Below are 17,804 nucleotides of genomic sequence, written 5' to 3' on the forward strand. Positions count from 1 at the left end.
CTCGAAGCGACCCCTATGACGAGCGTGTCGTCCCACTGCATAGCCACTCCGTAACCGTACGAGTTCAACCGCCGCGGCCTCGGCGCCGGCGCGCGCTCGTGCTCCGTGCCGGGGACGGCCGACTCCTCCACCGGGGGCACGACCACCTCGGAGCTGATGCGGGGCACGACGGCGTCGGGGGCGGCGACCGGCTCCGGCTCCAGCGGCGGCTCGACCCGGGAGGCCTCGCGGTGCGGGCGGTCCTGGACGGGCGCGCCCGCGCGCACCGGCGAGGCCGCTGCCGAGGGGGTGCCGCTGATGGCCACCCGGCGCTCGAGGCGGTCGAGGCGCGCCATGAGGCCCTCGGTGGAGTGGTCGGCCGCGGGCAGCAGCACCCGGGCGCAGATGAGCTCGAGCAGCAGCCGCGGCGCGGTCGCGCCGCGCATCTCGGTGAGGCCCGCGGCCACGAGGTCGGCGGCACGGGTCAGCTCGGCGCTGCCGAAGCGTGCGGCCTGCGCCACCAGCCGCTCGCCCTGGTCCTCGGAGACGTCGATCAGACCGGTCGCCGGCGCGTCGGGCACCGCGGCCACGATGACGAGGTCCCGCAGGCGGCGCAGCAGGTCCTCGGTGAAGCGGCGGGGGTCCTGGCCGGTCTCGACGACCTTGTCCACCACCCCGAAGACCGCGCTGCCGTCGGCCGCGGCGAAGGCGTCGACGACCTCGTCGAGCAGCGCGTCGGGGGTGTAGCCGAGCAGGGCGGTCGCCAGCTGGTGGGTGACACCGGCGGGGCCCGAGCCGCCCAGGAGCTGGTCGAGCACGGAGAGCGTGTCGCGGGCCGAGCCCGCACCCGCCCTGACCACCAGGGGCAGCGCCGCCGGCTCGATCGGCACGCCCTCCTGCTCGCACAGCTGGGAGAGGTACGACGACAGCAGCCGCGGCGGGATCAGCCGGAAGGGGTAGTGGTGGGTGCGCGAGCGGATGGTCGGCAGCACCTTGTCGGGCTCGGTGGTCGCGAAGATGAAGCGCAGGTGGGGCGGGGGCTCCTCGACCAGCTTCAGCAGGGCGTTGAAGCCCTGCGTGGTGACCATGTGGGCCTCGTCGATGATGTAGACCTTGTAGCGGCTGCGCACGGGCGCGAAGAAGGCCTTCTCCCGCAGGTCGCGGGCGTCGTCGACGCCGCCGTGGGAGGCCGCGTCGATCTCGATCACGTCGATCGACCCCGTGCCGCCGCGGGCCAGGTCGCGGCAGCTGTCGCACTCCCCGCACGGGTCGGCGACGGGCGCCTGCTCGCAGTTGAGCGCCCGGGCCAGGATGCGCGCCGAGGTGGTCTTGCCGCAGCCGCGGGGCCCGGAGAACAGGTAGGCGTGGTTCACCCGGTTGTTGGCCAGCGCCGCGCGCAGCGGCTCGGTCACGTGGTCCTGGCCGATGACCTCGGCGAAGGACTCCGGCCGGTAGCGGCGGTAGAGGGCGAGCGGTGAGTCCACGCCCCGACCCTAGACGGCCGCTCCGACAACCACCACGGGCGGCGGCGCGACCGCGGGAGCGACCCACGCGGACGCGGTCGGCGCCCTCCGCGTGCGGGCATGAAAAGGCCCCCCGCGCACCCGACAGAGCTCGCTTACCCTTGCTGCCTTCCGGCCCTGGGGGAGTTCGGCGAGATGCCGCCACACGGGGGGTTGGCCATGAGTGTAGGTGAGGCCCGCAGCAGCGCCAACACGAGCCCGCGACCGGCCGGCCGTCCCGGCCCGGGGCCCGTCCGGAGCCGCCCGCGGGGGTGCGATTTCACCGCGAGGACCGCCACGGGTACGCTCCTGCGCGGAGGATTCGCCTAGTGGCCTATGGCGCTCGCTTGGAAAGCGGGTTGGGTTAACAGCCCTCAGGGGTTCGAATCCCCTATCCTCCGCCACTCGACGGCGCCGCACTCGTGCGGCGCCGTCGCTGTCTGTCGGCACCCGTCGCCCCGCGAGGCCACCGCCTCCGGGGCCCGCTCAGCCCGCGCTCTCGCGGATGAGGTCGTCGACGTCGAGCCCGAAGGCCTCGGCGGTGTCGAGCAGCACCGTGGCCCAGTCGCGCAGCCGCTCGAGCGAGGCGCGGTCACGCACCTGTCCGATCTGCTCCTCGTTGTGGAAGGCGACCGTGTCGCGCACCATCTCGGCCACCACCGCAGCGGCCGAGCGCGGGTGGCTGCCCGTGGCCTCGACGTGCCACTCGAAGTGGTCGCGGTAGGCCTGCCAGTCGAAACCGTGCCGGCTCGCCGAGAGCCGCGCGGCGCGGCGGAAGTCGGCGTCGCTCATCGTCGCCACCGCCGGGTGCGTCACCAGCCGGGCGGCGTCCTCCGTGGCGGTGCGGTAGTGCTCGTCGTCGGTCTCGAGCCGGCGCAGCGAGGCGCGCAGCACCTCGAAGCGGCCCCGGTGGGCGCGCGCCGCGGCGTCCCAGACCTCGCGGGCCTGGGAGGCGAAGGGGGCGAACTCCTCGGCGATCGCCGTGCGCACCCCCGCCTCCTCGGCCAGCCGTGAGCGCACCCCCGGCGGCAGCAGCTGCAGCTGCTCGTCGCTCAGCCGGCTGCCACCAGCCTGGCGCAGCGCGTCGGCGAGCGACGCGACGAGGCGGGTGCGGCCGCGGTCGTCGGTCACGGAGTAGATCGGCACGGGGGGTCCTTCGTCGGACGGGGCGGCGGTGTCGCCGGGACGGGTCTGGTGGAGGCGAGGGGGCAGGGAGACGAGTCAGTGGTGCAGTTCTACGTCGGAGTCGGGCCCCGGCGGGGCCGGACGCGGTTTCTCGGACGATCCCGGACAGCGTCGGGTTCCGCAGCAGGGCCCCCGGCACGCCGGACCGCGCCCGGGACGGCGGGCCGGAGGGACTCCCGACACCGCCGTATGCTTCGGCCTCGGGCGGGCCCACCGGGAGCGCGCCCGCACGTCGTCGGGTCACTCGGGGGGCCATCGGTGGAGCAGGACACGGCCGGGGGGCCCAGCGGGTCGGGCGACCCCTCGCGGTGGGACGGTCTGGCCCTGGAGCTCCAGGCCCTGCGCGCCCGGGTCGGCGACCCGTCGTACGCCGAGATCGCCCGCCGCGTCAGCGGCGCCCGCGAGGCGGCGGGCACGCCGACCCACGCCGCTCGGGTCGCCCGCACCACCGTCTACGACGCCTTCCGCACCGGTCGCACCCGGGTCAACCTCCCGCTCGTGCGCGAGATCGCCCACGCGCTCGGCGCCGAGGACGAGCGCGTCGACGCGTGGGTCGAGCAGTGCCGGCGGCCGCGGCCGACCGCCCCGGCCCACCCCTCGGAACCCTCCGTGCCACCCACGCCCCCAGCGTCCCCAGCACCCCCGGCACCCCCAGCGCTCTCCGCCCCCGACGCGGCGGGCGCGGCGGACGCGGCGGACGCAGCGGACGGCGCGGAGGGCGGCGACGGCACGGCCCGCCCCGTCGACCCCCCGCCCGCGCCGTCCGGACCCGGCCCGTCGTCCGGGGCCGGCGCGGGGGTGCCGCCGCGTGGGGTGCTCCTGCTCCTGGTCGTGTGCGTCGTCGTCAACCTGCTGGGCCGCTCGCTGGTCGAGCTCCTGCAGCTGCCGGTGCACCTGGACATGGTCGGCACCGCGATCGCGGCGCTGGCGCTCGGGCCGTGGCGCGGCGCCGCGGTGGGCCTGGCCACCAACCTGCTGGGCGTGGCCGAGAGCGGCCCCTCGTCGGTGCCCTTCGCGCTGGTCAACGTGGCCGGTGCGCTGGTCTGGGGCTACGGCGCGCGGCGGTGGGGCCTGGGCCGCAGCCTGCCGCGGTTCCTGGGGCTCAACGTGCTCGTGGCCGCGGCCTGCTCGGCCGTGGCCGTGCCCATCCTCGTCTGGCGCTTCGACGGCGGCACCGGCAACGGCGGCGACATGGTCACCGACTCGGTGCTCGACCTCGGCGTCCCCTCGCTCGCCGCCCTCGCGGTCGCCAACCTGATGGTGTCGCTGGGCGACAAGATGATCAGCGGCTTCGTGGCGCTGGTGACGATCTCGGCGCTGCCCGCCGCCCTGCGCACGGCGGTGCCGGTGCTGCTGCCCGCGTCACCCCCGCCGGCCGACCCGAGCCCGTCCGGTGGGAGCCAGGAGCTCGACCGCACCTGACCCGGCCGCTCCTGACCCGGCCGGCCCCGTCCGACCGGCAGGGCTCCCGGCCGACCGTCAGCGGCGGCGGGCCAGCACGGGTCGCAGCACCAGCGCGAGCAGGAGCGCGCCGCCTCCGAGCAACCCCCACCACAGCGCCTCGTCGCGCGCCCCGGCCAGCGGGTCGCTCACCGGCGGCGGGGCCAGCGCACTGGCGGTGTCACGGGCCACGGCGGTCTCCCCCGAGGTGCCCGAGCGCTGCGGCAGCAGCGGCCGGGCGACCGCCTCGGCGGCCTGCACCAGCCCGGCCCCCGTGAGCCGCGACGCGACGTCGGCGCGTCCGGCGGCGGTGCCGACCAGGCGGTCGACCAGCTGCTGCGGGGAGTCGCCGGGGAAGCGCGAGACCAGCAGGGCCAGCACCCCCGCCACCTCCGCGGTCGCGATGGTGGTCGAGGGACCCGGCGCGATGCAGGGGGCACCGTTGGCCGCCCACGACAACGCGCCCACGCTGGGGGCGGCGACGTCGACGGCGGAGGAGCGCAGCGGGTCGGCGACGTCGGTGGCGGCGACGCCCACGACGTGCCCGGCGCCGGCCGGGCCCAGCACGTCGGCGGCGTCCTCGGTGGCCGACGGCCGCGCCAGCGGCACGTCGGCGCTGTCGGGGCGCGCCTCGTCGACGACCGGGCGGTCGCCGACCCCGGCGACCACGATCGCCCCGGCGTCCCACAGCTCCTCGGCGGCGGCCTTGAGCGCGCGGTCCCGCGGCACCGCCACGGGCACCGCGACCACCACCGTCCGGTCGGCGGCGCGCACGAGCGGCAGCACCGAGCGCAGCCCGGCGGTCAGGGCCTCGGTCGTCGCCCCGACGCCCTCGGCGTCGGGGTCGACGTCGTCGAGCACCCGCACCGAGACCACCTGCGCCCCCGGGGCGATGCCGATCGGGGTCGGCCGCTCGGCGCCCTCCTCGGTGAACGACGCCCCGGCCACGATGCCGGCGAAGGTCGTGCCTCGGTGGTCGAGCGGGCGTCCGCCGCCCGCCTGGCTCGGCAGCACGGCGCCGGCCGGCACCGCGGGGACCTCGACGGCGCCCGAGTCCAGCACCACCACGGTGACCCCGGCCCCGGGCTCGACGCCCCGGGCGGCGAGCTCCTCCTGCGCCGCCGGCACGCCCATCGCCTCGAGGGGCAGGCTGTCGCCGGTCAGGGGCTCGCTGACCTCCGTGCCCTCCTCGAAGGCCTGGTCGCAGCCCTGCCCGAAGGGGCTGGCGGCCCCGGCCGGCGGCGGCAGCAGCGGCGTGCCCAGCAGCGCGGTGACGGCGAGCCCGCCGACCACGACCCGCGAGCGGTGCCGCCGCTCGGGCCTGCTCGTCGAGCCGGCCCGGGCGGACCGCCGGGTCACGCGCACTCCGTGGCCTCCTCGACGCTCTGCGGCGGGCACAGGGCCAGCTCGGGTGAGAGGACGACACCGGTGTCGAACATGTCGAGCCACGCGTCGGGCACGACCGGCAGGGTCATGTCGCCGTAGCCGAGGTAGGTCAGGGTGTCGGGACCCTCGAGGTTGAAGGCCGTGCCGGTGGAGTCGACGACGAAGGTGCTGGTGCTGGGCGCGCCCGACCAGTCGCCCACCACGAAGATGGCGCCCGCGCCGGGCTCGACCCGGACGTCGCGCTCGGCCCGCGGCAGGTCGGCCGCGCTGGCGTCCTCGCCCGGCTCGGCGTAGGCCTGGGCGCGGGGGGCGCCCTCGGGGTCGGTCTCCAGCAGCGCGCACTGGCCGCTGGGCACGGCCTGCTCCGGCGCCGCCGTCGGCCAGCGCGCACCGGCGTAGACGTCGCGGTTCTGGTCCACGTCGGGCGGAGCGATGTCGAGCGGCTCGCGGTCGGTGCCGCGCGCGGCGTTGGCGTAGACGGCGAGCGCGAAGGGGTCGAGCAGGCCGGGGCCGTCGCTGGTGAGGACGTAGCCGCCACCGTCGTCGGTGGCGACGTAGTCGCCCGCCACGCCCTCGGCGCGGGAGAGCCCGGGCACCTCGCCGCCGACCTCGCCGACGTCGAAGGAGTCGAGGTCGAGGGGGTCGCCCTCGGGGAAGAGCTGCAGCCAGTCGCCGCTGACCGCGGTGGCCTGGGCCTGGGTGGAGAGCCCGAACTCGTTGAGGAAGAAGTCGCGGCCGTTGTCCATCGACAGCAGGTACCGGTAGGCCTGGGCCGGGGTGTCGACGGTGGCCGGGGCGGTCGCGACCACCCAGACCTCGCCCTCGCTCTTGACCACGAAGGCCTGGCCCTCGCCGATCGGGGTGGCGTCGGGTCGAGCGGAGACGTCGACCTGGAGCGCCTTGGCCGGGCCGGTGCAGGCCGTCCACCCGCTCTCGACCATCTCGTCGGAGCCCGGCAGCGTCTCGGGCCCCTGGAGGATGCCGATCTCCGGCCCGAGCGGCAGCGTGTCGATGGTGTCCTGGGCGATCGTGGTGGGCTCGTCGAGCTGCCCCTGCAGCGCCAGGCGCGCGGAGACCACGTTGTCGACCGGGCGCGCCTCGGGGTTGCCCTCGCCGTCGAGGAGCACGACGTAGGAGGCTCCCTCGTCCTCGGAGATCAGCAGCCCCGGCTCGTCCCAGCCCTCGGGGGTGCGGTCGGTGAAGATGCCCGTGATGGCGGCACCGGCCACCAGGAGCACGGCGAGCGCCGCGCCGCCGATGAGGGTGCGGCCCGGCCGCGCCGGCTCGACCTCGCGGCCGCCGGGGGCGCCGGAGACGAAGGCGGTGACGAGCCGGCGCCGGCTGAAGGCGTGGGCCTCGACGAGGTCCTTCTTGGTCGCCACCGGGTCAGCCCGTGATCGAGGAGAACAGGCCGCTGGCCAGCACCAGCAGCGGGAGCATCGCCAGCAGCGCCACGGTCTCGACCACGTCGCCGAAACGGCCGCCGCGCACCGACGGGGTGCGGGGCAGGAGGGTCACCGCCAGCAGCACGGCGCCCGCGGCGGCCAGGACGACCGCGGTCGTGGGCCGCCACTCGGGCTGGAGGTACATCAGCGAGAGCGCGACCGCGCCGAGCCCCACGATGCCGCTGACCAGGCCGACCAGCACCTCGGAGCCGGTGCGGTACTGGCGGGTGCGGAGCATGACCACGAGGCAGGCCACCACGGCCAGCAGGGTGCCGGACAGGCCGAGCCCGACCGCCAGCGGCACGACCAGCACCAGCAGCAGGCCCACCGTGGCCGAGATGGCCACCAGGATCTCGTGGGCCACGCGGGCGTCGGCGCTCACGCGCACGGGGTCGATCTCGTCGGGGTCGGTCGTGATGTCGGCGACGGAGTAGATCTGCTCGACGGTGGTGCCGGTCAGCCCGAGGGCCAGCCACGGGAAGACGCTGCCGGCCAGCACGACGAAGGCCATCGCGGTGGTCAGCACCACCGCCGTGTCGAGGTCGGCGACCCGGATCAGCAGGCCGGTGGCCACGAAGACGGCCCCCACCACCACCGGCGGCAGCACCAGCGTGCGCCCCTCCCCCAGCCCCACCAGCGCGACCAGCCCGGCCACGAGGGCCGCGCCACCGGCGCTGACCACCGCCGAGGGAGCGTCGTACGCCGACTCCGCGAGCACCAGCCCGGCCACGGCGGCGTAGAGGCAGCCCATCCACGCCACGGCCACGGCGGCCTCGGCCTCGCGCTGCGCGCGGGAGAGCACCACCGCGCCCGCCACCAGCACGGCGGCGACCACGGCGGCCGCGGTGCCGGCCAGCCGGGCGTCGCTCTGCACGAGCAGCGCCACGGCGCCGAGGGCCATCAGCAGCCCCGAGGCGCTCAGCGCCGTGCGGCGTCCCGAGGCGGGCGACCACGGCTTGAGGTCGCGCTCGACGACGTCGGTCATCGCCTCGACGACGTCGTCGTAGACCCGGGGCGCGGGGGCGTCGATGCCGGCCGTGACGGTGAGCAGGCCGCCGTCCTCGACGCCCTGCATCACCAGGCCCGAGTCGGGGGCCAGCTCGCGACCCTCCGCGGTCACGACGCGGTAGCCGCCGTAGACCGTGAGGGCGTCGAGCAGGCCGACGCTGCGGGCCAGCTCGGGCACGAGCTCGGCCACGGGCACCGAGCCGGGCAGGACCAGGTCGACCCGGCGGGTGCCGGAGGCGACGGTCACGCGCACCAGGCCGGTCGCGCTCACTGGCGCCTGGCTCATCGGCGTCTCCTTCTCCTCACCGGAGGTCCCTCCGGTGCTGTGCGCTGGGTCGATCGCCCACCGGTCTACCCCGTGGTGGTCCGCGGACTCCCCGGTCCAGACCGGCAGTGATGCTAGCGGTGCCGCGCGACGGGGGCGGGCGGCACGACGAGGGGGCCGGCACCGGACGGTGCCGACCCCCTCGGGGTGGGTGCTGGGCTCAGCCGCCGAAGAGGCCGGCGCCGCGCTTGTCGGCCTCGCGGTACTCGGTGTTGGCGGTGGCGACGGCGTTGCTGGTGCGGGCGAGCAGGTCCTTCATCTCCAGGATGGCCTGGTCCCACTTGCGCTTGGCGTCGTCGTAGGCGAGGCGGGCGTTGCCGACCCAGGCGCCCTTGAGCTCGCTGAGCTCGTCCTCGAGCTGCTGCAGGCGGTTCTCGATGTTCTTCACGCCGGTGGCGAGGTCCTGCGCACCGGTGTCGAGTCCGGCGTGGTTGACCTTGATTCCGTCGAGCGACATGGCTGTGTCTCCTTGCTGTGGTCTGTGGGGGGTCAGACGCCGGGAGCGGCGTCGAGGCCGGCGCTGATGGACGCCATGGTCGAGGACTGCGACTCGTCGGTGGCGACGTTGTCCTTCTCCGTGGTCTGGAGGTTGGACTCGAAGACGTTGAGCGCGCTCAGGATCTTGTTCTGCTTGGCCTGCCACTCCTGCGAGAGCGTGTCGAAGGCGCGGAAGCCCTGGCCGCCCCACTGGGACTTGAGCTGCTCGACGTTGCCCATGAGGGTCTTGGAGATGTTGTCGAAGTCGCCCTTGGCCTCCGCAACCATGCCGGCTGCGCGGGAGAGGACCTTTTCGCCTTGGCCGTACTCGTTGGACATGCCAACTCCTTCTTTCGGGGGTGCGGCCGTCTCGCCGCGCGGGGGTGGGGGTGTCGCTGTGCCGTGGTCCGGGGCCCGGGACCGGAGCGACGCGGGACGAGCACTAAGACGTCCTGCGCGGCGCCGGTGGCGGACACGCATCGGTCTACCCGGGGCCCCTGGGGCTAAACCTGGCCCGCCGCAGACCTGTGCAGGACCCCGGCCGCAGCGGCGTGTCGGGCGCGGCTCGCCGTGGCGGCGCGGCCCTCGCGCCGGGTCCCCACGACGGGTCAGCCCGGCAGGTTGATGCTCTCCCAGAGCACGCGGAAGATCCCGACCGCGACCACGACGCTGGCCAGCGCCCCGGCCCCCACGAGACCCTCGGCCACCTCGGCCCGCCGCGACCACCAGGCCGAGCGCCACCCCCGGCCGGTCGCGACGGCGACGAGCACGACGAGCGCGGCCAGCAGCACGGACCCGACCGCGAGCAGGGTGCCGGCGCCCTCGCGCAGCGCCCCGACGAGCGCGACGAGCAGCACGAGCCAGCACACGAGGCCTGCGCACCGCAGCAGGGCCCGCGCCGCGACGTGGCGGTAGCTGCGGGCCGCCAGCAGCAGGGCGGCGCCGCTGAGACCGACGAGCACGCGCGCACCCACCCGGTCGACCGGCAGGGTGGCCGAGGCCAGCAGCAGGGGGGCCGCGACCGCGACCAGCACCAGCACCGCGGCCGACCAGGCCGTCAGCGTGCGGGCGCCCTGCTCGGCGACGGTCTCGACCGCGGAGGGGCGCACGACGGTGCGACCGCGCCGCCCGCGCGGACGCTCCCGCGCCGACCAGGCGCTCACGGCGAGGCGCTCCAGGTCGACGAGCAGCTGGTCGGGCACGTCCACGGCGTAGGCGGGGACGAAGCGGGGGGCCAGCACGGCCACGACGAGCAGCAGTGACCAGACCACCGGCGGCTCGAAGCCGACCAGCGCGCAGCCGGTGGCGAGCACGAAGACCAGGGAGCCCACGACGATCCAGACGCGCAGCCCCTCCTCCTGCCGCTGGTCGAGCGAGCGGCCCACCGCCGCGGTGAGGGCCGCGACGAGGGCGGCGAGGCCGATGACCGTGGGCAGCCGGGCCGGCTCGGGGTCCCAGACGACCGCGAGCGCGGCGGCGCCGGCGAAGACCGGGGCGGCCAGGGCACGGTGGCCCGCGAGACGACCGACGGGCATCACGCCGACCACGGCGGCGGCGACCAGCAGCCCCACCGTGAGGTCGCGGGTCGTGCCGTCGGCGCGGGTGGCGAGCAGCCCCGCCAGCACCGCGGTCGCCGCGGCGAGCGCCAGCCAGACCACCGCCAGGGCGCCGGGCGCGTCGGAGGGTCCGGTGGAGCCGCGCCGTGACCGGGAGGGCGAGGGGGCCGTGGTGGGGGCGGTGAGGGCGACGAGCACGTCGCCGGCCCGCACGCCCGACCCGGCGAGGGAGGCGCCGGGCTCGAGGGTGGCGCCGCGGTGGGTGCCCAGCGGCGGCACGTCGGCCAGGCCGGCCTGGGTGGCGTACTCCCGGGCGACGTCGAGCACGGTGACCGCCGTGGGCACGACCAGGTCGAGGGACCCGCGGGGCCCGTGCACGGTCAGCGCGACGCTGTCACCGACGTTGCTGCTCGCTCCGGCCACGGCTGCTCCACGCGCCTGGCGCCCGGGCCCCCCGGCCGGCGCCGGACCAGGGGGCGTGCCCGGGCGGTTTGGCCCGGTCGCACGCAGGGTAGTCGGTCGGCGGTGCGGCGCCTATCATCGCTGGACCTCAGCCCGACCACCCCACCCGGTCGCGCGGCGCGGCCCGGTCGGAGCCCCGTCACCCGGCCAGACCGACCCCGAGGGGACCTCGTTGACCACGACGCTGCGCGGGCACCGGCTCGAGGAGCCGGAGATGCCCTCCGGTCAGATCGTCCTGCAGGCCCCGCCCGAGATCGAGGACAGCGAGGGCGCCGGCGGCGTCCTGATGAACGCGATCCCGATGCTCGGCAGCCTCGGCTCGATCGTGCTGGTGGCCAGCATGGGCGGGCAGACCGGCGGGCGCTCCTACATCGCGGCCGGCATGTTCCTCTTCGCCACCCTCGGCTTCATCGTCGTGCAGATCGACCGGCAGCGGAAGCAGCGCGCCCAGAGCGTGACGGGCTCGCGCACCGAGTACCTGCGCTACCTCGCCGGCGTGCGCAAGATCGCCCGCGACGCCGCCGACCAGCAGCGCCGCGCGCTGACCTGGCACCACCCCGAGCCCTCCTCGCTGCCCGCGATCGCCGAGGAGCGCTCGCGGGTCTGGGAGCACGGCACCGCCGACCCCCAGTTCCTCCACGTCCGGTACGGCGTGTGCGCCCAGCCGCTCGGGCTCGAGCTGGTGCCGCCCGAGTCGGCGCCGATCGACCAGGTCGACCCGGCCGCCGCCTCGGCGCTGCACCGTCTGCTCGTCGTGCACCGGCTGCAGCCCGACCTCCCCGCGTCGGTCGACCTGCGCGCCTTCGACCGCCTCGAGCTGTGCGGGCCCGACGACCCCACCCGCGCGCTGGCCCGGGCGCTGATCTGCTCGGCCACGGCGTTCCAGTCGCCGGACCACCTCGTGGTGGCGGTCCTGGCCTCCGAGCGCACCCTGGCCCACTGGGACTGGGTCAAGTGGCTGCCCCACAGCCTGAGCCCGCGGGCCACCGACGCCGTCGGGCCGATGCGCATGGTCAGCACCTCCCTCGACGACCTCGCGGCCCTGCTGCCCGAGGACCTCTCCGACCGGCCCCGCTTCGGGGCCGACGAGCGGCCGGCCACGCCCCACCTGCTGCTGGTGCTCGACGGCGCCACGCTGCCTCCGGGCAACCACGTCATCCCGCCCGACGGCCTGCACGGCGTGACGGTGCTCGACCTGCCCTCGCGGTGGGACGAGATGGACGACGCCAGCAGCCTGCGGCTGCTCTTCGGCGGCGAGGTCGGCGCCGACGGCCGCGTGCCGGTGGAGGCGCTGCGCCTGCGCGAGGAGCCCATCCGGGCGCGCGCCGACCAGTGCGACCTGGCCACCGCGGAGGCCTTCGCGCGGCGCCTGACCCCGCTGCACACGGTGGCCGCGACCGGCGGCGACGCCGCGCCCTCCGGCGGCGAGATCACCGGGCCGACCGACTTCATGGAGCTGCTCTCGCTCGGCGACGTGCACACCTTCGACCCCGCGGTGGCCTGGCGCGCCCGGCCCGCGCGCGACCGGCTGCGGGTGCCGATCGGCAACGGTGAGGGCGGCGGGCTGGTGCACCTCGACATCAAGGAGTCGGCGCAGCAGGGCATGGGACCCCACGGCCTGTGCATCGGGGCCACGGGATCGGGCAAGTCGGAGTTCCTCCGCACGCTGGTGCTCGGTCTCGTGATGACCCACTCCCCCGAGCAGCTCAACCTCGTGCTGGTCGACTTCAAGGGCGGCGCGACCTTCGCCGGCATGTCGGAGATGCCCCACGTCTCCGCGGTCATCACCAACCTCTCCGAGGAGCTCACCCTCGTCGACCGCATGCAGGACGCCCTGTCGGGGGAGATGGTGCGCCGCCAGGAGCTGCTGCGCGCCGCCGGCAACTACGCCTCGATCCGCGACTACGAGAAGGCCCGCGCCGCCGGCGAGGACCTCGAGCCGATGCCCTCGCTCTTCATCGTGGTCGACGAGTTCTCCGAGATGCTCTCGGCCAAGCCGGAGTTCATCGACCTCTTCGTGGCCATCGGCCGCCTCGGCCGCTCGCTGGGGCTGCACCTGCTGCTGGCCTCCCAGCGCCTGGAGGAGGGCCGGCTGCGCGGCCTGGAGTCGCACCTGTCCTACCGCGTGGGCCTGCGCACCTTCAGCGCCCAGGAGTCCCGTGCGGTGCTCGGCGTGCCCGACGCCTACGAGCTGCCGGCCGTGCCCGGCCTGGGCTACCTCAAGCCCGACCCGACCAGCATGGTGCGCTTCAAGGCCGCCTACGTCTCGGGCCCGCCGTCGGGTCGCACCCGGGTGATCCGCGACGAGGGCGGCCACGTGCAGGGGATCCTGCCCTTCACCGTCTCCGAGGTGCAGATGCTCGAGGTGCCGAGCGCGCCCGAGCCGGAGGAGGCACCGCGGCCCGCGGCCAAGCAGGAGGGCCAGCAGAAGTCCCTGCTCGACATCGCGGTCGACCGCATGGTCGGGCACGGCCCCGAGGCCCACCAGGTCTGGCTGCCGCCGCTCGACGTGCCCGACACCCTCGACCAGCTCTTCGGCGACCTGGAGGCCGACCCCGAGCTCGGCCTGGTCTCGCGCCGCTGGCGCGAGCTGCCCGGCCTCACGATCCCCCTCGGCACCGTCGACCGCCCGCGCGAGCAGCGCCGCGACACGCTCACCGTCAACCTCACCGGCGCCGCCGGCCACGTCGTGGTCGTCGGCGGGCCGCGCTCGGGCAAGAGCACCCTGCTGCGCAGCGTCGTGACCAGCATGGCGCTGACCACGACGCCCACCGAGTCGCAGTTCTTCGTGCTCGACTTCGGTGGCGGCACGTTCACCCCGCTGGCCCGCCTGCCCCACGTCTCGGGGGTCGCGACGCGCTCCGAGCCCGACGTGATCCGGCGCATCATCGCCGAGGTCGTCGGGATCGTGGACCGGCGCGAGGCCTACTTCCGCGCGCACGGCATCGACTCCATCGAGACCTACCGCAGCCGCCGCGCCCAGGGCCGTGCCGACGACGGCTACGGCGACGTGTTCCTCGTCGTCGACGGCTGGAGCACGCTGCGCGCCGACTTCGACGACATCGAGATCGAGCTCCAGCAGCTCGCCGGGCGCGGCCTGACCTTCGGCCTGCACATGCTGCTGGGCGCCGCGCGCTGGTCGGACATGCGCGCCGCGATGCGCGACGTGCTCGGCACGCGCCTGGAGCTCAAGCTGGGTGACCACATCGACTCCGAGATCGACCGCAAGGTGGCCGCCCTCGTGCCGGCCGGTCGGCCCGGCCGTGGCCTGGTCAGCAGCAAGCTGCACTTCCTCGGCGCGCTGCCCCGCATCGACGGCGACGCCTCTGCCGACAACCTCGGCGACGGGGTCGACGACCTCATCACCCGGGTGGCCGACGCCTGGACCGGCCCTGCCGGTCCCAAGCTGCGGCTGCTGCCGGAGCGGATCGACCTCGAGCAGGTGCGCCGCCTCGCCGGTCTCGCCGAGGTCGACCCCGCGGCCGAGAAGCCCGGCGGGCCGATCCTGCTCGGCATCAACGAGAAGGAGCTGGCCCCGGTGGGGCTCGACGTCGACGCCGAGCCGCACCTGCTGGTCTTCGGCGACGGCCAGTCGGGCAAGAGCGCCCTGCTGCGCACCTACGCCCAGGAGATCGTGCGCACCCGCACGCCCCGGCAGGCCCAGATCTTCCTCGTCGACTACCGCCGCTCGCTGCTCGGGGAGGTGCCCGAGGACTACCTGCTCAACTACATGACCTCGGCCACCCAGGCCACGCCGGTGCTCAAGGACCTCGCGACCTACCTCGAGAACCGCATCCCCGGACCCGACGTCACCCCCGACCAGCTGCGCAACCGCAGCTGGTGGGCCGGCGCGGAGGTGTTCCTGCTCGTCGACGACTACGACCTGGTCGCCACGCAGCAGAGCTCCCCGCTCCAGGCGCTGCAGCCGATGCTCGCCCAGGCCCGCGACGTGGGTCTGCACGTCGTGGTGACCCGCCGCTCCGGCGGCGCCTCGCGCTCGCTCTACGAGCCGGTCATCCAGTCGCTGCGCGACCTGGCCATGCCGGGCATGCTGCTCTCGGGCAGCCCCGACGAGGGGCCGCTCATCCGCAACCTGCGGCCGCTGCCCGCCCCGGCCGGCCGGGCCCGCCTGGTCACCCGCGACCGCGGCGTCGAGGTCATCCAGAACGCCTGGAGCGAGCCCACCCTGTAGGGCCCCTCGCCCGTCCCGCGCCCGTCCCGCGACCGTCGGCAGCACACGACGGCCGGGGGCGGGGCGGAACGGCGCGGTCGACCGCGAGTCGTACGTCACGGCACGTGAGACCTGCTCGTAACCCGCGCTCAACAGTGCGGCCATCGACGCACCCCACGCTGGAGCCTCCGACCGGGACACGGGTCCCGGTCACGCCGACAGGCACCAGTCAGGGAGGCCGATGATGGAGAACCCCACCGTGTCCGACCGGGACCTCGAGCGTGCGCGCCAGCAGCGCGACCTCAAGACCCGCCACTCGCAGGCCCTCGCCCGCCTCATGGGCGAGCGCGCCGACCTGCGGGGCGTCAACGCCCTCGCCGACCTGGTCGACGACTCGCTGCGCTGGTCGGCCTGACCCGTCCGGGGTGCGCCGGGGCCGCCTCGCCGCGGCCACGGCGCACGTCGGGCTGGTTATAGTCGCGGCGTGATCTTCAAGCGCGTGGGCGAGGGCCGTCCCTATCCCGCCCACGGCCTGTCCTCGCGCGGTTGGGCCGACGTGCCGCCGCGCCAGGTGCGCCTCGACCAGCTGGTGACCACCAAGGACACCCTCCAGCTCGCCGCGCTCCTCGACGAGGACTCCACCTTCTACGGCGACCTGTTCGCCCACGTCGTGGAGTGGCGCGGGGAGTACTACCTCGAGGACGGTCTGCACCGCGCGCTGCGCGCCGCGCTCCAGCAGCGCACCGTGCTGCACGCGCGCGTGCACGCCGTGGCCGGGACCGGCGCGGGTACCCCGTCGTGAACAGCGCCCAGGCCCGCTCGGCGATCACGCTGACCGTGCTCGCCGTCCTGCTCGTGGCCGGGGCGGCGTGGGGCCTCTCGGCCGTCACCGCCCCCTTCTCCGACTCCGACGAGGCCTCCTCGAGCGCCTGCGTCGAGACCGACGTGGCCCGCGGCTCGACGCTGAGCAGCGCCCAGGTCCTCGTCAGCGTGCTCAACGCCGGCGACCGCTCGGGACTGGCGGGGCGGACGCTGCAGGGACTGGTCGACGCCGGCTTCGCCCGGGGCAGCGGTCAGGACGCGCCGGGCGACGCCGACGTGGCCCGCGCCCAGATCTGGACCGACGACCCCACCAACCCCGCGGTGCGGCTGGTGCGGACCCACCTCGGCGCCGACACCGAGGTCGTGCGCCGCGACGCCCCGGTCGACGGCGTCGTCGTGGTCGTCGGCGACGACTTCGACGAGCTCCTGCCAGGCAAGCAGCAGGTCAAGGTCCGCGGCGACGCCACCGTCTGCGTGCCGCCCGACGCCTGACCGGCGGCTCAGCCCCGCGGACCCTGCTCCGGGCTGCTCCACCGCGCCAGGCGGCCCGAGGCACTGACCAGGCGCAGCCGCTCCTCGGTGAGCTCGCGCTGCTTGCGCGGGGTCACGACGAGCAGGTCGTCGCCGCGTCGCAGCACCGTGCGCGGGTCGGGCACGAGCGTCCGGCCGTCGCGGATGACCATCGACACCGACACCCCCACGGGCAGCCGCAGCTCGCCCACCTCCACGCCGTGCAGGCGCGAGACCGGGCTGATGGTGATCTGGAGCAGGTCGGCGGCCACCCGCTCGAGGGGCGCGGCCTCGAGCTCGAGGTCGCGCGGCTCGGAGCGGCGGGCGACCCGCAGCACGCGCGCCACCCAGGGCAGGGTCGGCCCGGTGAGGAGGGTGTAGAGCACCACCATCACGAACACGATGTCGAAGAGCCGCTCGGCCCCCTCGACCCCCTCCGACAGCGGGATGGTCATCAGCACGATCGGCACGGCACCGCGCAGCCCGGCCCAGGACAGGAAGGCCAGCTGCCGCGGCGGCATCGGCTGGGCCAGGGCGCTCACCGCCACCGACAGCGGTCGGGCCACGAAGGTCAGCAGCAACCCGGCCACCACCGCCAGACCCACGGTCGCGGCGTCGATGCGGCCCGGCGAGAGCAGCAGACCGAGCATGACGAAGAGTCCGATCTGGGCCAGCCAGGCGACGCCCTCGGCGAAGGACCGGGTGGCCGCGCGGTGGGGCAGCTCGGAGTTGCCGAGCACGAGCGCGGCGACGTAGACGGCCGCGAAGCCGCTGCCGTGCAGCGCCGTGGCGCCGCCGTAGGCCAGGAAGGTCAGGCAGAGCACGGCCAGGGGGTAGAGACCGGAGGAGGGCAGGGCGGCGCGGCGCATCGTCCAGGCGCCGCCGAAGCCCGCGGCGAGCCCCAGGGCCACACCGACCGCGAGCTCGAAGACGATGATCGCGAGCACCACCAGCGGCGGGTGCTCGCCGACCGCCCCGGTCGAGATGAGGGTGACCAGCACCACCGTGGGGGCGTCGTTGAGGCCCGACTCGGCCTCCAGGGTGCCGGTGAGCCGGCGGGGCAACGGCACGACCCGCAGCACCGAGAACACCGCGGCGGCGTCGGTGGGCGAGCACACCGCACCCAGCAGCACGGCCAGCTCCCACGGCAGGCCCAGCACGTAGTGCGCCCCGACGGCGACCACCGCGACCGAGACCGCGACGCCGACCGTGGCCAGCGACAGGCCCAGGCGCATCACCGGTCGCGCCTCGCGCCAGCTGGTGGTGAGCCCGCCCTCGGCCAGGATGACGGCCAGGGCCGCGAACCCGAGGGCGTGGGCCAGCTCGGCATCCTCGAAGCCGATGCCGAGGCCTGCCTCGCCGAGCGCGACGCCCATCAGCAGGTAGAACAGCAGGCTGGGCAGCCCGGCGCGCGAGGAGATCCGCACGGCCAGGATCGCCAGGAGCGTGACGGCCGAGCCGACCAGCACGAACTGGTCGAGCTGGTGGACGTCGAAGGTCATGTCACCTCTGCGCGTGGGGTGGCGGGCACGCAGT

General features: G+C 75.5%; 14 protein-coding genes, 1 tRNA gene and 1 other RNA gene. 6 read left to right on the top strand and 10 right to left on the bottom strand.

Annotated elements, in window-relative coordinates; all coding sequences use genetic code 11:
- Together LPA27_RS01075 and ffs are read right to left on the bottom strand one after the other, a co-directional pair.
- On the bottom strand, nucleotides 1-1,463 hold a 1,463-nt coding region (locus tag LPA27_RS01075), incomplete at its 3' end, for a DNA polymerase III subunit gamma and tau (protein WP_228941194.1).
- 103 nt (nucleotides 1,464-1,566) lie between these two features.
- Nucleotides 1,567-1,657, bottom strand: an RNA gene (gene ffs, locus LPA27_RS01080) — signal recognition particle sRNA small type.
- Nucleotides 1,658-1,796: 139 nt separating this feature from the next.
- Here ffs and LPA27_RS01085 point away from each other — a divergent pair.
- Nucleotides 1,797-1,885, top strand: a tRNA-Ser gene (locus LPA27_RS01085).
- A gap of 82 nt (nucleotides 1,886-1,967) precedes the next feature.
- On the opposite strand, the gene LPA27_RS01090 is transcribed toward LPA27_RS01085, so the two are convergent.
- Entirely contained in the window at nucleotides 1,968-2,627 is a 660-nt protein-coding gene (locus LPA27_RS01090) for a hypothetical protein (RefSeq protein ID WP_228941195.1), read from the bottom strand.
- Nucleotides 2,628-2,924: 297 nt separating this feature from the next.
- Here LPA27_RS01090 and LPA27_RS01095 point away from each other — a divergent pair, with 297 nt between their 5' ends.
- Nucleotides 2,925-4,088 carry a hypothetical protein gene (locus LPA27_RS01095; protein ID WP_228941196.1) on the top strand — a complete coding sequence of 388 codons (1,164 nt, stop codon included), beginning with the start codon at nucleotides 2,925-2,927 and terminating at the stop codon, nucleotides 4,086-4,088.
- A 57-nt stretch (nucleotides 4,089-4,145) separates the two neighbouring features.
- Here the strand turns inward: LPA27_RS01095 and LPA27_RS01100 are convergent, their stop codons facing one another.
- The 6 genes from LPA27_RS01100 to LPA27_RS01125 all read right to left on the bottom strand — a co-directional run bounded on the left by LPA27_RS01100 (nucleotide 4,146) and on the right by LPA27_RS01125 (nucleotide 10,726).
- Nucleotides 4,146-5,465, bottom strand: a complete 1,320-nt coding sequence (locus LPA27_RS01100; protein ID WP_228941197.1) for a S8/S53 family peptidase — start codon at nucleotides 5,463-5,465, stop codon at nucleotides 4,146-4,148.
- Nucleotides 5,462-6,874, bottom strand: a complete 1,413-nt coding sequence (locus LPA27_RS01105; protein WP_056863153.1) for a type VII secretion protein EccB — start codon at nucleotides 6,872-6,874, stop codon at nucleotides 5,462-5,464. The genes LPA27_RS01100 and LPA27_RS01105 overlap by 4 nt, the downstream gene beginning before the upstream one ends.
- A gap of 4 nt (nucleotides 6,875-6,878) precedes the next feature.
- On the bottom strand, nucleotides 6,879-8,231 hold the full coding sequence (gene eccD / locus LPA27_RS01110) for a type VII secretion integral membrane protein EccD (protein WP_056863152.1): 1,353 nt from the start codon (nucleotides 8,229-8,231) through the stop codon (nucleotides 6,879-6,881).
- 199 nt (nucleotides 8,232-8,430) lie between these two features.
- Nucleotides 8,431-8,727 carry a WXG100 family type VII secretion target gene (locus LPA27_RS01115; RefSeq protein ID WP_056863151.1) on the bottom strand — a complete coding sequence of 99 codons (297 nt, stop codon included), beginning with the start codon at nucleotides 8,725-8,727 and terminating at the stop codon, nucleotides 8,431-8,433.
- A gap of 32 nt (nucleotides 8,728-8,759) precedes the next feature.
- Nucleotides 8,760-9,086, bottom strand: coding sequence for a WXG100 family type VII secretion target (locus LPA27_RS01120; RefSeq protein WP_056863150.1), 327 nt, complete (start codon nucleotides 9,084-9,086; stop codon nucleotides 8,760-8,762).
- 269 nt (nucleotides 9,087-9,355) lie between these two features.
- Nucleotides 9,356-10,726: a hypothetical protein gene (locus LPA27_RS01125; RefSeq protein ID WP_056903199.1), complete on the bottom strand. Its 1,371-nt coding sequence runs from the start codon at nucleotides 10,724-10,726 to the stop codon at nucleotides 9,356-9,358.
- 211 nt (nucleotides 10,727-10,937) lie between these two features.
- Between LPA27_RS01125 and eccCa the strand changes: the two genes are divergently transcribed.
- The 4 genes from eccCa (at nucleotide 10,938) to LPA27_RS01145 (ending at nucleotide 16,250) form a co-directional block, all read left to right on the top strand.
- Nucleotides 10,938-14,957, top strand: a complete 4,020-nt coding sequence (gene eccCa, locus LPA27_RS01130; protein WP_228941198.1) for a type VII secretion protein EccCa — start codon at nucleotides 10,938-10,940, stop codon at nucleotides 14,955-14,957.
- Nucleotides 14,958-15,195: 238 nt separating this feature from the next.
- A complete protein-coding gene (locus LPA27_RS01135; protein WP_162242262.1) occupies nucleotides 15,196-15,351 on the top strand; it encodes a hypothetical protein in 156 nt (51 codons plus the stop codon).
- A gap of 69 nt (nucleotides 15,352-15,420) precedes the next feature.
- Nucleotides 15,421-15,738: a type II toxin-antitoxin system VapB family antitoxin gene (locus tag LPA27_RS01140; RefSeq protein WP_228941199.1), complete on the top strand. Its 318-nt coding sequence runs from the start codon at nucleotides 15,421-15,423 to the stop codon at nucleotides 15,736-15,738.
- Nucleotides 15,735-16,250, top strand: a complete 516-nt coding sequence (locus LPA27_RS01145) for a LytR C-terminal domain-containing protein (RefSeq protein ID WP_056863147.1) — start codon at nucleotides 15,735-15,737, stop codon at nucleotides 16,248-16,250. The genes LPA27_RS01140 and LPA27_RS01145 overlap by 4 nt, the downstream gene beginning before the upstream one ends.
- 8 nt (nucleotides 16,251-16,258) lie before the next feature.
- Here the strand turns inward: LPA27_RS01145 and LPA27_RS01150 are convergent, their stop codons facing one another.
- A complete protein-coding gene (locus LPA27_RS01150; protein WP_056863146.1) occupies nucleotides 16,259-17,770 on the bottom strand; it encodes a potassium/proton antiporter in 1,512 nt (503 codons plus the stop codon).
- Nucleotides 17,771-17,804: the final 34 nt, after the last annotated feature.

Origin of the sequence: Nocardioides sp. Leaf374, assembly GCF_916862475.1 — a bacterium.
Lineage (GTDB): Bacteria > Actinomycetota > Actinomycetes > Propionibacteriales > Nocardioidaceae > Nocardioides > Nocardioides kribbensis.

Coding starts and splice junctions, on each gene's coding strand:
- eccD (WP_056863152.1), bottom strand. CDS start 8,231: ATGAGCCAGGCGCCAGTGAGCGCGACCGGCCTGGTGCGCGTGACCGTC.
- LPA27_RS01115 (WP_056863151.1), bottom strand. CDS start 8,727: ATGTCGCTCGACGGAATCAAGGTCAACCACGCCGGACTCGACACCGGT.
- LPA27_RS01120 (WP_056863150.1), bottom strand. CDS start 9,086: ATGTCCAACGAGTACGGCCAAGGCGAAAAGGTCCTCTCCCGCGCAGCC.
- LPA27_RS01150 (WP_056863146.1), bottom strand. CDS start 17,770: ATGACCTTCGACGTCCACCAGCTCGACCAGTTCGTGCTGGTCGGCTCG.